Origin of the sequence: Barnesiella sp. B2-R-119 (assembly GCF_023656675.1) — a bacterium.
In the GTDB taxonomy this organism is placed as follows: Bacteria; Bacteroidota; Bacteroidia; order Bacteroidales; family Barnesiellaceae; genus Barnesiella; species Barnesiella intestinihominis.
The window spans coordinates 170,809-190,727 of record NZ_JAMOKL010000003.1 but is presented as its reverse complement, the minus strand read 5'-3'; the positions used below and the strand labels follow the sequence as shown (position 1 = coordinate 190,727).

The 19,919-nt window shown below is 44.5% G+C and carries 13 protein-coding genes; 6 read left to right on the top strand and 7 right to left on the bottom strand.

Annotation, left to right across the window (positions count from 1 at the left end; translation table 11 throughout):
* Window positions 1-7: 7 nt before the first annotated feature.
* Entirely contained in the window at window positions 8-1,606 is a 1,599-nt protein-coding gene (locus tag NBH06_RS07210) for a tetratricopeptide repeat protein (protein ID WP_250793531.1), read from the top strand.
* Between the two features lie 125 nt (window positions 1,607-1,731).
* Here NBH06_RS07210 and NBH06_RS07205 read toward each other — a convergent pair whose 3' ends face one another.
* From NBH06_RS07205 to NBH06_RS07175, 7 genes are all read right to left on the bottom strand, one after another.
* Window positions 1,732-2,190 (bottom strand): hypothetical protein, encoded by a 459-nt coding sequence (locus tag NBH06_RS07205; protein WP_250793529.1) that lies wholly within the window; start codon window positions 2,188-2,190, stop codon window positions 1,732-1,734.
* A gap of 638 nt (window positions 2,191-2,828) precedes the next feature.
* A complete protein-coding gene (locus tag NBH06_RS07200; protein WP_021891136.1) occupies window positions 2,829-3,758 on the bottom strand; it encodes a M23 family metallopeptidase in 930 nt (309 codons plus the stop codon).
* Between the two features lie 263 nt (window positions 3,759-4,021).
* A complete protein-coding gene (recG, locus tag NBH06_RS07195) occupies window positions 4,022-6,118 on the bottom strand; it encodes an ATP-dependent DNA helicase RecG (RefSeq protein WP_021891135.1) in 2,097 nt (698 codons plus the stop codon).
* Entirely contained in the window at window positions 6,115-6,783 is a 669-nt protein-coding gene (locus tag NBH06_RS07190) for a 2-C-methyl-D-erythritol 4-phosphate cytidylyltransferase (RefSeq protein ID WP_250793527.1), read from the bottom strand. The genes recG and NBH06_RS07190 overlap by 4 nt, the downstream gene beginning before the upstream one ends.
* Before the next feature lie 338 nt (window positions 6,784-7,121).
* Window positions 7,122-11,033, bottom strand: a complete 3,912-nt coding sequence (locus tag NBH06_RS07185; protein WP_250793525.1) for a choice-of-anchor J domain-containing protein — start codon at window positions 11,031-11,033, stop codon at window positions 7,122-7,124.
* A gap of 534 nt (window positions 11,034-11,567) precedes the next feature.
* The gene (locus NBH06_RS07180; RefSeq protein ID WP_250793523.1) at window positions 11,568-12,317 is read right to left on the bottom strand and encodes a UDP-2,3-diacylglucosamine diphosphatase; all 750 of its coding nucleotides are present in this window, start codon (window positions 12,315-12,317) and stop codon (window positions 11,568-11,570) included.
* A gap of 7 nt (window positions 12,318-12,324) precedes the next feature.
* Window positions 12,325-12,636, bottom strand: coding sequence for a metal-sulfur cluster assembly factor (locus NBH06_RS07175; RefSeq protein WP_155013095.1), 312 nt, complete (start codon window positions 12,634-12,636; stop codon window positions 12,325-12,327).
* A 208-nt stretch (window positions 12,637-12,844) separates the two neighbouring features.
* Here NBH06_RS07175 and NBH06_RS07170 point away from each other — a divergent pair, with 208 nt between their 5' ends.
* The 5 genes from NBH06_RS07170 (at window position 12,845) to tnpA (ending at window position 19,916) form a co-directional block, all read left to right on the top strand.
* Entirely contained in the window at window positions 12,845-13,456 is a 612-nt protein-coding gene (locus NBH06_RS07170; RefSeq protein ID WP_195555022.1) for a porin family protein, read from the top strand.
* A gap of 686 nt (window positions 13,457-14,142) precedes the next feature.
* Window positions 14,143-16,542: a C25 family cysteine peptidase gene (locus NBH06_RS07165; protein WP_215664061.1), complete on the top strand. Its 2,400-nt coding sequence runs from the start codon at window positions 14,143-14,145 to the stop codon at window positions 16,540-16,542.
* Window positions 16,543-16,547: 5 nt separating this feature from the next.
* Window positions 16,548-17,825, top strand: a complete 1,278-nt coding sequence (locus NBH06_RS07160) for a leucine-rich repeat protein (protein ID WP_215664057.1) — start codon at window positions 16,548-16,550, stop codon at window positions 17,823-17,825.
* A gap of 102 nt (window positions 17,826-17,927) precedes the next feature.
* Entirely contained in the window at window positions 17,928-18,632 is a 705-nt protein-coding gene (locus NBH06_RS07155; protein WP_250793521.1) for a leucine-rich repeat domain-containing protein, read from the top strand.
* A gap of 348 nt (window positions 18,633-18,980) precedes the next feature.
* Complete coding sequence (gene tnpA, locus NBH06_RS07150; protein WP_004292844.1) at window positions 18,981-19,916, top strand: transposon Tn4555 protein TnpA; 936 nt, start codon at window positions 18,981-18,983, stop codon at window positions 19,914-19,916.
* Window positions 19,917-19,919 lie beyond the last annotated feature (3 nt).

Here is a 19,919-nt window from a genome sequence, read left to right as displayed (position 1 = left end):
TTTGACAATGGTTTCTCGACTCAGGTGTTTTATAGGGGGTATCTTATTTTGTTTTTTCACGTCGTCGTTTGCTCTTCATGCAACGGAGAACGATGATTTGGTGAAAGCCATGATGGAGGTATATGCCGAGGAATTGGCTGCCAATCCACAGGATTACAGAACGTATTATAGCCGGGCTATGGCTTATTTCGGACAGGGGGATATGAAAAAGGCTTTGTCTGATATCGACAATGCGATTAAATATTTTCCTCGAAAAGAGAAGGACGATTTGGCACAGGCTTATTTGCTGAGAGCCAAGATTCTGTCGGAAAGGGGAGAGACCAAGTCTGCTTTGACCGATTTGAACAGTGCTTTACGATTAGTCCCTAACCATCGGTTGGCTCTGAAAGACCGGGGAGATCTGCTGTGCCGGTTGGGACAATACGATATGGCTAAAATCGACTATAACCATTTGTTGCGCATGGATACCCGCAGTCAAAGCGCATTTATGGGGTTGGCGCGAGTCGAGGCTCATACCGGCCAGCCGGTGAGAGCGAAAGATTTATTAGCTCAGGCTGTCAATCTCTCGCCCAAAGATCCGAAGATTTATTTGGAGCGCAGCGAGATTTATAAGGAGATGGACATGATGCCCGAAGCAGTCGATGATTTGGTCTATGCCGTCTCGCTCGATGATGGGCATTCGGGAGCGATACAAAAGCTGGTCGCTTATAGTAACGAGTCGTATAACGGCGTTATCGAAGGGTTGAATCGGAATATCGAACGTTCTCCCCGGCAGGGTATGCTTTATTATGTGCGTGCCACCATTTATAAAGACCATTATGATTATGCATCTTCTTTGCGTGATTGGAATACGATCGTGGAGGAGAACTTTTTCAATTTTCATACGGTCTATTATAACCGGGCCTTTTGTCTGTCGAGGTTGACCCGATTCGACGAAGCGAGAGCCGATATAAAAAGAGCGATAGAGAAAGATTCGCAGAATGCCGAATATTATCGATTGTTGTCTGAAATCGAGAGGGGAGACGGCAATCTTGCCGCTGCCGAACAAGCTGTTCGGCAAGCGGCGGTATATGACCCGTCGAATGTGGCGATTTGTCTGGAAAGGGGAATGATTGCCTATGACGAAGGCGACTTCGGGCAGGCGATAAGTTGTTATAACGAGGCTGTCGTCGCAGCTCCCGATGAACCGTATTCTTATTTGGCACGGGCTTATACGCAAGAATATGGTATGGAAAATCGTATAGCTGCTGAGGCGGATTACCGCAAAGTACTTAGCTTGGACGGTACGTCTGCCGCTTATGGCAATAATTTGAAAGGAATCGCATTTGCGAGACTTCATCTGAAAAAACAGGCCGAGGAGTGGGAGCGTTCGCTTTTGGCTTCCGGGTCGGTTCGTAATATCGATTATTTTTATTTAGCCTGCATGTATGCCGGTTTTGATGTCGACAAGTCGATTTCCTATCTCGACAAGGCGTTGCAAAACGGATATGGCGATTATTATCGTATTCATGTCGATTGCTACTCTCCGGTATCGCTGTTACCCATCAGACATTTGTCGCAGTACAGCGATTTGCTGTATAAATATCGTGCCTTGTTCGGTAAATAGTTGCAAGTCAGAGCTGTTTTTTTTCTTTTTATTTTATAGCTCTGATACCCTGTTTTTATGTTTGAATATTTTTTGTCCTCATGAGGATTTCAGTGTTCCTTTTATGATGAGGGGTGTCGATATGCTTACATTTTATCGGGATAGATATGTGGCGTATTTTTATGGGCTCGTAGTTTTTGCTGTTCGAGAAAACGGGCATATCCGGCTTTCAGGAAGTCGTCGATGTCAGCAGGCAATTCGTTTTCTTCCGATGGCAGGTTGTCGTCAAGAGCCATCATATCGAAGAGTTCCTTTGCGTGTTCGGATAGAGAGATAGAGGCTTCGGGGTGGATATCATCGGCAGTCGTCTCGTCGGCCGTATTTTTCCGTCCTTTCTTCCCGGCTTCTTTCTTCGAGGGCTTATTCTCGAATCGCTTGGCATATCGTTCGAGGGTGTTGATGTAGCCCATCAAAGTTTTTACTTCCGCAGCTTGTGTCAGTACGTCTAACGAGAGCAGCAGTTCGTAATAACGTAATAGGAGTTGATGTCTCAACACTTCTATTCTCAATCGTTGTTCTTTCAGAATCTGTTCTTGTGTTTCCATACGTCTGTTTTTTCAGGCAAATGTAGAACCGGTATGTCTGTTGTTTATGGCATGATCGAACTTTTTTAGAAAAAAGAGGGAGATATTTATATTTTTGGAGTTATCGGTTCTTTGCACTTTTCTTGCTGTGATGTAGAGAGTTTGCCGAAGGAACGGTAATTTTTGCGCAGAGATTGAAAAGGCTGTCATCGTTTTTGGGGTATAGGATTTTTTGATTGTAGAATTTAACCCCCTCGCCCTGCGGGCACTCCCCCTATATTCCCTTACGGAAACACAGAGGGAGAGGTTTAAAAGTGGTATTTCTTGTTTTGGCATAAGGATAGATTTTATACTTCTCGCTTTGCGGGTACTCTCCCTATCTTATCTGTGATGAGCAGAGGGGGAGGCTGAATTTTATCGAAAATCTATTCGGCTACTTTTTAACCACTCTCCGAAAAGATTGGAATGTGGTTGTAGATAAGAGATTCGTCGCTAAGATTCAAGCCTGCCCCACGAATTTTCTGCTGAATCGAAATTTCTGGCAAAGCCCTCGGCAGCCGAGTCGAATGTATTAAAAAAGGCATTAACCCTTCGGTTAATGCCTTTTATAGAAAGAAGCAATTTGTTTTAGTGGAAATGAAATTATTTCTTTTTGTATTTTATTTTATTCGTAAGATTTTGCCTTCGCGCAATACTCCGTTTCGCTTAATCCCGTTGAGCTTGCACAGATGACTGATCGAGACACCGTATTTATTGGCTATCCTTGATAGTGAATCTCCTTTTCTAACTCGATAGGATACGTATTTCGCTCCGTTGTTACTGCCCTTGTATCTGCCGTATCCCAAGCTGCTGGCTAATTCTTTCGGATTGAAAGTATATTGGTCGGTATGAGGCACTTGATTTACAAAGTCGAAAATCTTATTGGGATTGATGTCCATTCCCAAATAGCGCGTTTCGAAGTGCAAATGAGGGCCCGTGGAGCGTCCCGTGTTACCTCCCAAAGCAATGGGTTCTCCCACTTTTACGATTTGATCGGGCTTAACCAAGAATTTGGAGAGATGGCCGTATATGGTTTCGAGGCCGTTGCCATGACGAATGATTACGTAGTATCCGTATCCTCTGCGTTCATATCGTGTTAATCTCACTTTCCCGGAGAAGGCCGCACGTATCGTATCTCCGATATGAAGCGACAAATCCACTCCTCTGTGCATGCGTCTGCGTCGCCAACCGTAGTTCGATGTAACATGGCCAATGATGGGCATACAATATTCCGAGACGTCGATAGTAGCGGATTCGGGCAATTTGTCTATCGGGACTTTGTATGGGTTTACCCATGTTTGATCCCAATTTTCTCCATAAATATCGATACCGGGAAACTCCTCTTCCTCTTCTTCGAGCATTTCGAGTAGGGCGATGGAATCGACCAAGTTTATTTCTTTGTGTATGTTTTGTTGCCCTGCGATGAGGTCCTGGTGTTGTTTGGAGTGTAGGTGAGTGGAGAGATTCCTATTGTGCTGGGCATTTAAGTTACCTAGCGAGAATGCAAGCAGGAGAGGTAGAATGTAATGTTTTGTTTTTCCGAAATACATTTTATTTATCTAATTCTGGCATAAGCCGCGTCCTAAAATAAATAGTCGAAGTAGCCTTTTTATTAAGTCCACCAAAGAAAGATGCGTATATTTTTGCACACACTTTTCAAAGATAATGAATTTTGGAGGAATGTGTTCTGGTTGGTTAACAAAATTTAGGTATCTAGTAAGCCGATTTGTTTGTGTTTTTCATATAAAACATTGATTTATATATCCTTATGTGTAAACATGTTTTACAACATAAAATAGTGAAAACTTTTTATTTAACTGATTAATCCCCAGTTTTTTTGTTTTTCGAAAATACGGTTTAGTTCTTTTCGTACGATTTGGTTTTCGGGTCGTTCTAACAATTCATCGGAATCTAGCAGTTTACCTGCTTCATCGCGAGCTACTTGCAATATTTGTGCATCTTTTGCCAAGTTGGCGATTTGTAAATTGAATGCAATTCCACTTTGCTGAGTCCCTTCCATATCCCCCGGTCCCCTCATTTGCATGTCGGCTTCGGCAATGCGAAACCCGTCATTGGTTTCTGCCATGATTTCGAGCCTTTTTCGGGTGTCTTGGTTGATTTTATAAGATGTCATCAAGATACAATACGATTGTTCGGCGCCACGACCTACACGCCCTCTGAGCTGGTGTAGCTGAGCCAGACCGAAACGTTCGGCGTTTTCGATGATCATAACCGATGCATTGGGTACGTTCACCCCGACTTCTATGACCGTAGTCGCCACCATAATGCGGGCTTCTCCCGATACGAATTTTTGCATCTCGGTTTCCTTTTCGGCCGCTTTCATTTTTCCATGTACCATGCACACTTGATATTCGGGGAAAATTTCCCGAATGTGTTCATATCCTTCTTCTAAATTTTTCAAGTCGCTCTTCTCGCTTTCCTGTATGAGCGGATACACGATATAGGCTTGTCTCCCGATTTGTAGTTGCTTGCGCAAAGAAGCGTATAGCTGGGCTCTTTTGTTATCGTATTGAAGGAGTGTTTGTATGGGTTTGCGTCCGGGGGGCAGTTGGTCGATGACCGATACGTCGAGATCGCCATAAACGGTCATGGCCAAAGTCCGGGGAATGGGGGTGGCAGTCATGACCAAAATGTGTGGCGGAATTTTATTTTTTCTCCAAAGCCGAGCCCGTTGCTCTACCCCGAACCGATGTTGCTCATCGATGACGACAAAACCCAGATTCGCAAAATTTACCGAGTCTTCCAGAAGGGCATGGGTTCCTATCAGCAGGTTTATTTCTCCGGTGAGGAGCCCTTCTAAAATGGGAGCTCTTCGTTTTTTAGATACCGACCCCGTGAGTAGTTCAATACGTAGTCCTAACGGCTCTACCATCTTTTTCAGCCCTTCGTAATGCTGGGTGGCCAATATTTCGGTGGGAGCCATTAGACAGGCTTGGTAACCGTTGTCTACGGCGATGAGCATACTCATGAGCGCGACCAATGTTTTTCCACTGCCTACATCTCCCTGTAACAGTCTGTTCATTTGTCTGCCGCTGCCCATATCGGCTCGAATCTCTTTGATGACTCGTTTTTGAGCTTGGGTGAGTTCGAAGGGCAACACTTGATGATAAAAGTCGTTGAAATAATTCCCGATGTGGTCGAAACGGAATCCTCCCAATTTCAGGTTCCGTAACCGGGTATATCGTAGAATGTGTAATTGCAGGTAGAATAACTCTTCGAATTTGAGCCTGAATTCTGCCCGCCTCAGGTGGCCTATCGTCACCGGAAAGTGAATGTTGCGTAGGGCATCGGTCGAACTCATGAGTTGCATTCGCGAGATAATGGGAAGGGGCAATGTTTCGGGCAGTGGGTTTTGTATTCCGGAGAGAAGGGTATATACCATTTTCTGTATGGCTTTCGAGTTGAGGAAAGCATTTTTCATTTTTTCGGTCGTGGTATAGTATCCTTGTAGTCCGGTCGTGTTGTCTATGCGATCGTCTATCGGGTCGAGCTCGGGGTGGGCGATGTTGAATTTCCCGTTGAAAAGAGTGGGTTTCCCGAAAAGCGTATATTCCGTTCCCGGTTTGTAACGGTCGGTGATATAGCGTATTCCTTTGAACCAAACGAGCTCTATGACTCCCGAACCGTCGGAGAACAGAGCGGTGAGCCGCCGGCGTGCCCCTTCTCCGTGAGTGGTGTATGAAACGATTTTACCTCGTAACTGAATATAAGGCATCGAGCCGTCGATTTCGTTTATTTTGTAGGTCTTGCTTCGGTCGATGTATTTATACGGATAATAGTGCAGCAGGTCGAGATAGGTGAATATCTCTAATTCTTTGTTTAGGAGTTCGGCGCGTTTAGGGCCGACCCCGGGAAGGTATTTGATATTTAAACCGGCTAAATCTGTCATTCCTTCAATCCTATTTCGGCGATTGCCAAGTCGACCGGCAGAGTTATTTTCAAGTTTTCCCGATTCCCTTCGACCAATTCGGGAATGTATCCGGCAGCCTCGTACACCGAGGCATCGTCGGTGAAAGTGTCGTTATAAGGGAGCTTGTATGCCTTTTTTATTTCTTCGACCCGGAATGTCTGCGGAGTTTGTACCGCCACGAATGCCGTGCGGTCGACGGCCTTGCTGGATTTGTCGGGAAATATTTGTCTTAATGAATCGGTTAGAGGAAGAACGGGTATGGCTCCGCCTTTTTCTTCTGCGACATGAAAACAATTTTCTATTACGCGATGAGCCGTGAGCGGGCGTACTCCGTCGTGGATAGCGACAATCCCTTCGTCCGGGATAAGAGATAGTCCGTTAAGAACCGAATGAAAACGTGTTTCTCCCCCCTTGACAACGAGATGGGGAATTGTGATTCGGTGAACTGTGCATAGCCGTTTCCAGTATTCTTGTTGGTTTTGAGGAAGTACGATTATTAAATCGATATTCGGATCGAATCGGTAGAAATTTTCTATCGTATGGGCTAATATCGGTTTGCCGGCTATCTCGATGAATTGTTTGGGAATGTCGTTTCTCATACGAGTCCCTTTTCCTCCGGCTACTATGATCGCATATCGTTTCATCGATGGCTTCTTTTCCTATGATTACAAAAATAGTACAAAGCGAGAGCAGAAACAAATTTATTCGGTTGTACCGAAGCGCAGCCTGTTTCCACCCGTAAGGCAAATATAGCGAAAGGTGAGTGCAAAGGCAAACGGAAATCACATTTCCGATTTGACTATGTCGAACCGTCTCCTATATTCTACAAATATAAGGATTTATTTCTGTATGGAGAAATATTCTCTTTTGTGCGTACAGAGCAAAGGGTGGTTTCGAGGGGAATGAAGGGAAAAGGGGAAAGAAAAAGACAGGCGGAAGAACCAGAGTTCTTCCGCCTGTCGCTATGTGATTCAAGTCAATGTTATAGCCTTACTTTTGCGCGCTTCACACTGCCTGCTGTTTGGACTTCTACCACATAAATACCTTTCAGATCACCGGCATTTATAACGGCCGATTCACTTGCCGGGGTTTCGGTTATGCAGAGGCTTCCGCTCGTCGAGTATACTTTTATCGTTTCGATAACGGCATCGGCTACGACATGAATGTTTCCCGTGCGGTCGGTGAATATTTTCGTCGCATTTTCTGTCGTATGGTCTATTCCACTGATAATCGTTAATTCGAAATTCTGTTCGGTATCTTCGTTTACTGTCACAAGCACACCGTCCACACCTGTATAGTTATCTTTGCTAACCGTCATTTCATATTCTTTTCCCGGTTGCATTACGGAAATGCTGTAAGCTCCCGTTTCATCGGTAGTAGCGGTGTAAATGACTTCGCCCGATTGCATGGTTACCGTAGCACCCTCTATCGGGGCTTGGTTATCTTTCCGGGTTATAATGCCGTGTACGACCGGCGCTTCGGTTGCCAATCCCAGTTCCATCACCATGATTTCATTTTTTAAGCTGGGTGTGTAAGAACCATTGGTCCACATATCCATATAATCAGCAATATAACCATCTTTTTGGTATGTCTTCATCAATTGGGTCGATACCTCTTTGATGAAGAATTTAGCTCCTGATTTATATCTAGTGGAGTCTACCGAGATGATTAAACTGAGATTACCTCCTTCATAGGTAATAGGAATTTCGGGTCTCATTTCGAAATATAGAGGCGATTCTTTGCTTCCTCCCGCTTCGTATCGCAAGTTCGCTCCGATATGGCTCAATCCTGTTATGTCCGCTTCGCTCATTTTGTCGGTAGTGAGAGCCGTTTTTTCGGTATTGCCTATCCAGATATTTATTCGATATCCTTTTATGGCTGCATCTGTGGCGTAATAGGGGATATTTACCGTTTCAATCACGTCGCCAGCTTGTAATCCTACAAGATCTTCCGGGGTGTAGAGTATCTCATATAGATAGTTAGTGTAGTTAGGAGTTGACTTTTCTGTCGATAAATCGCCTATCATAACGGTAGAGATCAGGCTTTCCTCGGCAACAGATACCGTAATCGTGTCGGTCGAGGTCACTACATCGTCGAGTGTAAGCAGTGCATAGATCGATGCTTCGCCGGCGGCTCTCGGGGTCCACGAACAAGTGTAGCTTTTCATGTCGCCCAATATCATAGGTTCTACTGTGTAGTTGCCGATGTTTTCTTCGCCGTTCATCAAGGCAATCGAATAGCTTTCGGCCGTTTCTCCGGCTGTGCCCAAGCAAGCCACGTCGATGGTAAAGTTTTGAGTGTAGTTTACCATACCTTTGTTCTCTCCGGTAAATCCTTTAATGTCGATGCGGTGCTCTTGATAAACTACTTGTGGGCCGTAAACCAAGTCGATATAAGTCTTTTTGCTGGCGAATCCGATATAATAATCACCTTCGGTAAAGTCTTCGGGCATATAAGCCGCCATCTCAGCCCAGTCACTCCAATAATTGGCATAAATGGCGAAAGATTTTAACAGGTTCCATGTCTTTCCGTCTGCGGAATATAGAATATCTGTGTTATATCCAGAAGATGAGGTCGCTCTTACAGAGAATGCAATAGAGTCTCCTGCCGAGAGATGGAGCAAGGGGGTGATGATCGTATCGACTGTGGATTCTGTATTGACAATGCTGGTTTTACCATGATGTTTAGTCGTCGTATTTCTTTCCCAAAGTCCTTGTTTCATATCCCAAAGGATTGGCGGGAAGGTTTCGCCTTCGAACGATTCTAATAAAGCCGTAGCCGATAGCATTGTACCGGATGCGGTAAATTCCGTATTGCCTATACCGTCGTGTTCTACCGTGATATTATCGTTATATATGCCCGGTTCGGCATTGAAAGTGATTTGGATCGTATCGGATTTGCTACTGGGTATAACCAATGGCAGTGCTGCATTTACCGAGAATGCTGACCCCGATGGCACTGTGATTTTCGATACGGTCAATGCTCCGTTGTTACTGTTGTTTTTGATTACATAATCCAATGTCGTCGCTTTGTTTACCAATCCAAAGTTTATAGCCGATAAGGAGGCATCCCCCTTATTGGGCTTGATAGTTATATTATCGCCCGTTTTTACTTGGGTGAAATGTGTATTTTCGACGTTGTTTACTTTTACATTGAGCGATAGTTTACTTTTTTCGTTATTGCTGCTAATGAACAGATAACCCTTGATTGTAGTTCCTGCGCCTGCGGCTATTTCAGGCCCGGGGATAACATTGTCTTCGTATAAGGTTGTGTCTTCTCCGTTAATGATGTAAGTTTTGTAGGAGACGCCTTCGGCTACGGTATTGTTCTCGTTCACTAATTGGGTTGTGAAATTATAGCTGTTGGCCGAGACTGTTTGAGTCCCGATGTTCTTAACTGCAAATTGCAATGTGTTTTGAGTGGCTTTGTCGGGGCCTGCATATAATGTCATCCAACTACTTGGTCTATTGTTGGCTTCTTTAACCAACTGTATGCCTTTGGAAATTTCCTGCCGAGTGAATGCTATGAAGTTATCTACATAGACATTGTTCAGTGTGAAGGCTATGCGTGATCCTTCGGGTACATCGTCGACATTGACTGTTGTCCAAGATGACGAAGAACCTGTTCCCGTATTTATTGCGGTCTGCGTACCGGCGGCTGTTACGATATACGCTTGAATAGCATCGGAAGAGCCTCCGGCTTTCTTGAAATCGAATGTTACTTTTCCCGATATGACAGGGGTAAATATCGTGTCGATGGTCGATTCATCTCCCCAAGAGCCGATAGAACCGCTTAAACATTTTGATCCGTTTACACCTTTACTACTGTTGATGGAATAGGTAGTTTCATTTCCGTTTTTAACGACCACCCATTCGTCTGGAAGTTTGGATAGTTCGTCGAATGTTTCGTAGTAGGCTGTTGCCGGATAGGTCTCGGCCGATAGGGTAATCGTGTCTTTTCCTCCGTTAGAGTCGATGTATAATTTCCCGGTATATGAATTTACTTCTGCCGACGAGAAGTTAACGGTAATTGTTTTTTGTTCGTTGAAAGCGATATCGGTCGTTGTCGGAGTAACGGAGAAAGGCGACGATTCGCCGTTTTCTACGGAAAGGGTAGCATTCAACGTGTTTATTCCCTCGTTGGAAAGTATAAATTCTTGTGATGCCGATTCCCCGGCTTTCACCATACCCAGATCGATATTTTTCGTTTCGTTGATTAATTTGGGTTGCTCCGATATCAATTCGATTTTGATATTGTCGATATAATTGGCGTTTCCATATTCTTGGATCGCTTCGAAGATAACGTAAAATTCTTGCCCGGCCATTTCGGACGGTATGTCGACCGACATTTCGTACATTCCGGTTTTAGTAATCTCAGTGCCTGCGTATCTTTTGGCGTGAAGAATGGGTTCACTTAGAGTCGTAACGGTTTGGTCTCCGTTGATAATTACTTTGTTATCATCGTCATAGTTGTAAATATCGCCTATGGAGTTGACATATATTTTAAATCCCTCATTGGGCTTGTTTGTGCCCGATTGACGATTCATAAAGAATGAAATTTTAGCAGTTCGTCCAGAAGCAAAAGACAGTTTCGGGGTCACTAATATTGCCGTTGAGGTAGCTCTGGCATCATCGGCTTTTAATGAGTAGCCATCACATGCATTTGAACTTGATGTATTTACCGACCATTTGGTCGCAGTGCTTCCTGTCGCATATCCCGATTTTAGAGTCCAACCGCTCAATCCAAAATTTTCTTCGGAAGAGGAGATTTCGTTAAAATCTTCAAAAAATGGGGCGCTATCGGTGATTTCGATAGCTTGGGCGTAACTTACCGGCGACAGTCCCAGTAAACATATTACAATCCCAATCCAAGTGAAAGTGTAAGATTTTTTCATAATTAAAACAATTAGAAAAGAATTATATGAAATAATAATATTATATTTTTATTTTTTGCAAATATAGAAATGTTTTTGAAAAATTGATACTAAAATCTTCGTTTTTTTATCGAAATGTAGGGTTTCGGAATGGTTAAGCGATAAAATATATTTCTCCGTAACGTATTGGACAGAAAATAGTGCATGTCGTAAACGGAGTTACACATCGAGAGATAGGTTGTATGAGGTAGCGATAAACTGTGTGGATATAAAAACAAAAAAGAACTTTTTCTCAAAAGCTCTTTTTTATAGGTTTTCAATAGGTATTAATTTTTTTAAGGTAAAAAAGATTGTTTTAGGTTATTGAGACAAAGGACAACCTTTTTTTGCAGATAAACAAACAAAATAATATGTTATACAATATGCTTTTATAAATACTTTTTTGATTCTTATATGATAAACTATTGATAAATAGTTCCTTTTGAACTATTTTATTTGAATGCTTCGAATGTATAAAAAATATTAAATGCGTACTTGTCGGTGACTTTTTGCTTGTTATTCCTCGATGTAGTCGAACAGATTTAGTCCTGTCTCGTCAAAAACTGCATAGGAAGGATGCTTGATCCAATCCCCTAAAATAATGATGCGACTCTGATGGGGGAGTGCAAGATCGAGCAGGATATGTCGATGACCGAATATGAAAAAATCGATTTTATCCGTTTCTCTAAATTCTTTGGCAAAGCATACCAAGTGCTCGTTTTTCTCGCCTTGATATTCGGCGTAGTCATCTCCGGCTTTTCTACTATGGGCCGACCATCGCAATGCAAAAGCAACGGTCCACCGGGGGTGTATGGCTGCGTAAAGATATTGGCAGAAGCGGTTTCGAAATATTTTTCTGAGGAAGCGAAATGTCATGGCTCTTTTTCCGACGTTATCTCCATGCGAGAGGAAGAAACGTTTTCCCCCAATTTCGGTTATCAAGGTTCCGTCGTGTATCGTAATGCCCAATTCATGAGGTAGATAATCGAAAATCCAGATGTCGTGGTTCCCGATAAACCAGTGTATGTCAATGCCGTTGTCGCTTAGCTCGGCCAGTTTGCCGAAAAAACGGGTGAATCCTTTGGGGACTACATACCGGTATTCATACCAGTAGTCCAGAATATCGCCCAATAAATAGAGTGTTCCGGCATCTTGTTTTATGCTGTCGAGCCATCTAACGATGCGACGTTCGTATTCGATGGGATTCTCTATATATCTTGCTCCCAAATGAAAGTCGGATGCGAAGTAAATTTTTTTCCCCGGCATGATTGTGTTATAAAAGTCCAAGTTCGAGTTTTGCCTCTTCGCTCATCATGTCTTTGTCCCATTCCGGCTCGAAAACCAACTGGATATCCACATTTTTCACATTTTCGATACTCTCGACTTTCATACGCACGTCTTCGATGATGAAGTCTGCGGCCGGACAGTTAGGAGCGGTCAATGTCATTTCTATTTTTACGGTCCCGTCGTTTACCTCTATGTTGTAAATGAGCCCGAGGTCGTATATATTTACCGGTATTTCGGGATCGTAAACGGTTCTCAGCATTTTTACGATTTCTTCTTCGATGGTCGGTTTATTCTCCATAGAAATATATATTTGTTTTTGTTTGTCGAAGATACGCTATTTTTTTCGATAGCCGATAAGGGTCTGTAAAATTTTATGATTCTTGTCGATTTGTCTGTCAATTTTATGATTTTAATATATTTTATTTTATCTTTGTGCAAATAGAGGTCGAGAAATGGGTTATAATAATAGCCTATGGCTGATTATAAATAAAAATAAAATGAAGTTTATGAAAAAGACAGTTCTTTGTGTAGCTCTTGTCGCTGCCTTGTTTTTGGCTATTCCTGCCAATGCACAATTTAAGTTCGGTCCCAAAGTGGGTATGAATATATCTACTCTTTCTCTCAGTGGAAATTTGTCTGATAATTTCAAGGCAAATAATATTTCGAGCTTTACGGGAGGTCTGATGGCCGAGTTTATGGTTCCTGTTATCGGTATCGGGGTCGATGCCAGTTTGATGTATACTCGGAAGGGGTCGGAATTGAAAGATATAACGAGTGGTATATCGGAGAGTAAACATGTCGATTATGTAGAGATTCCCATTAATTTGAAATATAAGTTTTCGCTGCCGGTAGTCGGTTCTATATTGTCTCCTTTTGTATATGCCGGGCCGAGTTTTGCATTCCGTGTGGGCGATAATTTCAAAGAGCAATTCAAAGAGAAAAGTTTCGATACGGCGATAAATGTGGGCCTCGGTCTCGAACTTTTCAATCACTTGCAGATTGCCGGTCAATATGGTTGGGGATTGGGTAGTGCCATGGAGGTCAAGAACGACCTTCCCGATTCGGTTATGAAAGGTAAGAGCCGGGCATGGACCATTACGGCGGCTTATTTGTTCTAAACTGGATTTTTTTCAAAATATAATCGCGAGGCAGGGAGAAACTCTCTGCCTCGTTGTTTTTTATGTCTGGGGAATGTGGGTTCGGCAGGTAATCAGTGGTGAGATGTAGATATGGATTTTAGCGATGAATTTCTTGTTAACAACCATATTCCAGTCTTTTTGGAGAGGTTGATTTACAGTTCTGTTATTGTTATCGGGGGTTCCCTTTTCCCCCTGTTTTTTTAACCCCCTCGCCCTACGGGCACTCCCCCTATCTCATCTGCGATGAGCAGAGGGAGAGGGTTGTTGTCTTGATACGTTTTCTCTGTTGCGGATATTTTTTAACCCCTTTGTGCCACCTTCCCTATATTTTGCGTTGCAAAACGCAGGGGAGGAGTGTAGAAATCTTTCGATAACATGGTTCTACTGTTTTTATTCTCCGTCTGTGCTACCTCGCTCTATACTTTGCGTTGCAACCCCCGTAAGGCTGGATACGGCAAGGGAGAGGGGCTGGAAGATTCCGGCTGTTTACGCTTGAAATCAGTTTTTTTTGATTGTATGAGTAAAAAAAGATTGTTTTTCTTGCAAAAATGTAAATAAATGCTTAATCTTGCAAAAGAGGCATCTCGTTTCTTTCTTCCGGTTATTTTATGGGGAAAGGAGCCATGATGATTGACGGGCGAGAAGCGATCGAAAAATCAAAGACTATGAAAAGGACCATCTTCTACCTGTTCTGCATTTGGGGATTGACCGTCTCGTCGGCAGTCGCTCAAAAGAGAACGGTCTCTCACGAGACGGGGGCATTCGTTGGAGAAAGCTCGGCAGAACGTCCCGAGCGTCGGGTCTCCGTCTCCCCCGACGGCGTCACGGTCACCTACGAGTTTAAGCATGCGGTCGTTTTGTCCGATCCCGATGTCGCGGATCATTATCTGTGGCGCATTTCGGGCTTCGGGCATAGTGTCGTTCCGGGCGAGCCGGACGTTCCGGTCCGTTGGGACTCGTTTGCGCTGCCCGAAGGCTGTGCCTCATTCACCGTCTCGGTTCTTGAAAGCGCCTGTGTCGATGTGCCGTTGCGCCTCTCTCCCGCCCGTGCTCCGCAGCCCGAGGGGAAAGAGTCCCCGGCGGTTGTTCCCGACATCGCTCCCTACGAAGGGTGGTTTCCTCGCGAGGTCGTGGAGACAGGCGAAGTCCGGGTGTACCGGGGACGTTCCGTGGCGGAAGTGGGTGTCTATCCGGTGCGATACGACTGGAAGAACGGCGTTGTGCGGGCCTGTTCCAAGATCGTCTATCGGGTGACTTTCGGAGAGGGCAGCCTACGGTCCGCTCCGGAGGGGAGAATAGCGCCTGACGACTCTTTCTTGGACAATACGACGCTCAACGGGAATGTCGGGGCGGCCGGATATGAGATGTTTCGGAGCGCGGGGGATACGGGCTCCGCAGGCAAGGACTATCTGATACTCTCGACCCCGGAGTTCGAGGAGGCCGTGCGACGTTTGGCCGACTGGAAGCGTACATTGGGCTTCGGTGTGCATACCCGGTTGCGGGGGGACTGGACACCCGAGCATATCAAGTCTGCGGTGAAAGAGGTTTACCGTTCCGCACCCTCGCTCTACTATCTGCTCATCGTGGGCGACCACGACGATGTGCCGGCGGAGGATATGGCACGGACTATCGTCAATCAGGACGATGGAAACAGTTATCAATATGTAACGGATTATTACTATGGTTGTATGGACGGTGAGGACGATGTCCTTGTCGACCTCTACCGGGGGCGATTGCCGGTCTCCACGGCGACGGAGGCGATGACGGTGGTCGACAAGATTATCCGATACGAGCGGAATCCGGTGCGAGACACCGCTTTCTATGATACGGGACTGCATTGCGCCTATTTTGAGGATTGTACGCCATATGGTTGGAACGGTCCGGGGGACGGTATCGAGGATAAACGATTTACATTGACTTCGGAGGAAGTTAGAAACTATATGCTATCCAAAGGGAAAGCGGTCAATCGGGTCTATTTTGCTTATGATTATAGAGAAACGGATGACTATCCGCCTCCGACATTTTGGAACAATGGAGAATTTGCTTGGGGGGATTCCATACCAGTGGAATTACAAAGACCTTATTTCGCATGGGATGGTGATTCGGCAGATATAGTGAGGTATATCGACGAGGGGGCATTCTATGTCTTGTATCGGGGGCATGGTACGGATTCTACTTGGGTACAACCTTATTTTACAGGAGATAATATCCTCTCACTCGCTAATGGCGACCGTTTGCCGGTTATTTTTAGTATCAATTGCGAGACAGGCAGCTTCCAAGAAGACGATTGTTTTGCGGAGGCGTTCTTGCAGAAGCGGAACGGGGGAGCCATAGCGGTCTATGCGGCAACAGAGAAAAGTTGGCCGGGCTACAACGATGCGATGGTGATAGGCATGTTCGATGCCATCTGGCCCGATCCGGGAGTGGATTCTAAACTATATAACTTTTTGCATATGACAACTTCTCCCTCTCGATTGTGGGAAACCACCCGATTGGGAGAAATTTTGGATCAAGGTTTGAGGCGTATGGAGGAAACTTGGGGGGCGTATCGGGGACACATCTATACACAGTTTTCTAAGGAGATATTTCATTGCTTCGGCGACCCCGGCATGCGCATATATACCGATACTCCTACGGAGTTTGAGAAGTTTTCGGTGACCCGCGACAGTCTCGGGGTTCGGGTCGATTTAGGTTCGGAGGCGGGCGATATCGCCTTTTACGACGAGCGGACAGAAGAAATTCGGTTTTATACCGGCCGTTCGGCGGAATATTCGGGCGATGCCCGTTATGTGCGGGTCTGCGTGTCCGGACAGAATAAGGTTCCCGCAATCGATTTTCCGGTATATCCCGATGTACTTTATATTCAGAACGAGACTGTACAAGGCCCTAAATATTACAAAGCTGATACCATCAAGGTTGGCAGTCATGTCACGGACGAGAAAGCGAAAGGAGAAGCCGTCTTCGATAAAGGCGAAGTTACCTTGACCGGCAGAGAGAAGGTGATTCTCGACCGTGGAACGACCGTTAAGCGAGGAACCACATTTAAGATACAAATAAAAAAATGACAGTTATGAAATCGAAGAATATAATCATCGTGCTCTTGTCTTTTATTGGGGGAGTGTATGTCCAAGCGGATAATTTATTCGAGAGGAATCCGCATTGGAGATTAGAGGATATGGAGGCTCATTGGAAGGGTAGATGGTATGATGTGGGAGATCCGGAAGAGGTAAATGGAAAAATTTATTTTAAACTCTTTTATATGTTGGACCAATGTGAGTCGCACGGATTACAAAGACAGACAGACTTTTATCGACCGGATACGCTTTTGAGAAAGATTAGGGAGGAGAACGGTCGCATATTGGTGGATTATGAGGATTATAAAAATTATTGTACAAAGGCATATGTCGATTATATCCCTTATAAAAAGACAGATGGAGGAGAGTTGGTGCTTTATGACTTCAACATGAAGGTGGGAAACAAGTATGGACACGTGGAGGGATATGACGATGTATGGGTGTCCGAAATCCGTAAAATAGCCTTCGATGATGGGAAGATACGAAAACTTTTTATACTCAGTAACGGATTGAAAATCGTGGAGGGAATAGGGTGTCTTTGTTCGGAGGGAGATCCTCTATTGCGTTACTTGAATCCCAATCAATGGGAACGGGGAGTTGATAAGTATCTTGGGCTTTTCGAGGAAAATGAAACGCAAATATTTTCACAAACTCGTGAAGAAGCCCTGTCGGATACTTCCTTAGAGAGGTATTTGGTATACCATGATTTTTGGAACAAAGGACTGTATTATTCCATCAGCTTTACGTCCGATTCGGAAGTGAAAGTAGCCTGTTACAGTAATCCCAATCCCACGGGAACGTATTGGGGTACTGTGGCAATACCGGAATCGGTTGAACATGAAGGAGATACTTATCGGGTGACCGGGATAGACGACTATGCTTTTGGCAATAGTCCGCTTTTGTATTCGATAACTCTCCCCGGGAGTGTGTCGAGTATCGGTCAAGAGGCATTCAGCGGCTGCACGGGTCTGACGGAAATCACGTGTAAAGCTGCGGTTCCACCTGTTTGCGATGCCGATTGTTTCTCCGGCGTAGAGCAGAGAGATTGTAAACTGTATGTGCCCGAGGGCTCGGTGGAGGCCTACCGGAATGCCCCGGTATGGCAGGACTTCGATATAATAGCGACCGACTTCTCGGGAATAGAGGAGATACGGGTCGATGAGGAATTGGACGAACCCCAATCGCCTTTGTATGACCTTCAAGGCCGTCGGGTGACGGGCACACCCGAGCGTGGCCTCTACATACGGAACGGAAAGAAAGTGTGGATAAAATAACAATGGCGAAGTTACCTTGACCGGCAGAGAGAAGGTGATTCTCGACCGTGGGACGACCATAAAACCGGGTACAAAATTTGAAGTACAACCTAAAAAATAGATATGATGAAGTTTGTAAAATACGACATTAAAAAAATAGAGATATTGCTAATGCTTCTCTTTGTTGCCTTTCAGTCGAGAGCCTATGACTTCGAGAAAGATGGTATCTATTACAATTTCAATGGTACGATTCCTTTTGAAGTGTTTGTAACTTATAGAGATAATCCATTCGATGTTGGTTATCAGCCTTCTTATTCGGGCGTTGTAGTGATACCTGAAACGGTAGAGTTTGCGAATAAATACTATCGAATTACTGAGATAGGCGATTTTGCATTTCGGGGTTGTTCATCTTTGTCTTCCATTGAAATACCGGGAAGTTGTACTACGATCGGATCCGGTGCTTTTGGGGGATGCGAAGGTTTAACCGAGATAATTTTACCTGAAAGTCTTTCTTATATAGGCAGTTCTGCTTTTAGTGGATGCACGTCGCTAATGACTGTGAATATACCAATCGGGATAAAATACATAGGTGGCTCTGCCTTTGGTGGTACTCCTTGGTATAATAACCAACCTAATGGAGAAATTTATTTTAATACGATATTCTATGCGTATAAGGGTAAAATGCCTCCCCAAACACACATAGATATCCGAGATGGGACAACCCAAATATCTGATGGCGCTTTTCGTTATTGTAGCGAATTAGCTTCTGTAACTATACCGGGTAGTGTTGACAAGATAGGGGTTTACGCTTTTTGGAATTGTATTTAGAACCATAGAACAACCAAAAGCAATCAGAAATATCCGAGTATAAATCTTTAATTACCAGCATATTCTAAAATTTAACACTTTTCGGTTGCCATTTGTCGCTTCCCAATTTTCCACATATTTTTGATACATATTTCTGACGTGGAGAATTTGCGGAGCTTATTTTTTGTCACATCGTGCAGGTAGTTGACAAGGGTTTACAACCGTTTACGATAAGCGACAATAACCGCCCCGATATGCGGAAACAGTCACACTGTGTAGAAAAGCGACAACGGTTGACTTCCGTTCACATCCGTTTACCATTTCAGAGATATAGGATTGAAGAAATGAACCATTAAACGATAAAACGGTATGAAAGCAACCAGAAAATGCAGTTTTTGCGGCAAGTCCTTTGTAACCCGAAGCGGTATGCAAAGATATTGCAGTGAGGCTTGTCAGGCAGAAGCCAAACGAGCCAGAGTGATGCAGAAGAACAACCTCTTCAAAGTCGCCCAACCCTTGATGGAGATACAGCATCAGGAGTATCTCACCTTTTCCAAAGCAGCCATCCTCATGGGCTGTTCCCGACAGTACATTTACAAACTTGTAGCCATCGGCAAGCTGAAAGCCTCACGCATCAGCAACCGCATGGCATTCATCCGCAGAGCCGACATCGAGCAGATGTTGGAGGGCAATCCCTATCACCGCATCCTGCCCGGCAACACCTCCACACCAAGGAAATCATCTTCATCTTCCTTACCTGCCAAAAGAGAAAAAAGGGAAAAGGAAAGCGAAGAAGTGTTGGACTTCTATTCGGGCGAGGAGGTGATGTCCCTTTTTAAGGTAAAGCAGTCGTGGCTTTACACTTCCGCCAAGCGTAACCATATCCCCATCTGCCGTATCGCAGGAAAGAACTATTACAGCAAGAAGCATATTGACGAGTTTTTCGGTGTAGCAGTTGATATTAGCGAAATTACCGACTGGCTACTGACCGAGGAGGTGGAGGAACTGTTCGGCATGAAGCCGACCGCACTCCGTGCCTACACCTATCGCCATAAGATACCCACTAAAAGAGAGTACGGGCGTACCTATTACTCCAAATCACATTTGAACGAACTCCGCAGAACTGACCTTGTGAACGATGAACGCTACTATACCGTTGAGCAGGTGCAGCAAATCTATGGTCTTTCGTCAGCCAACATCTGCCATATCGTCAAGGTAAAGCACATCGAAAAGATAAAGGTGGGTGTGAAAAACCTGCTTTTGCGCTCAGATGTGGAGCGTGTCATGGCTGAAAGGAACAAATAACCG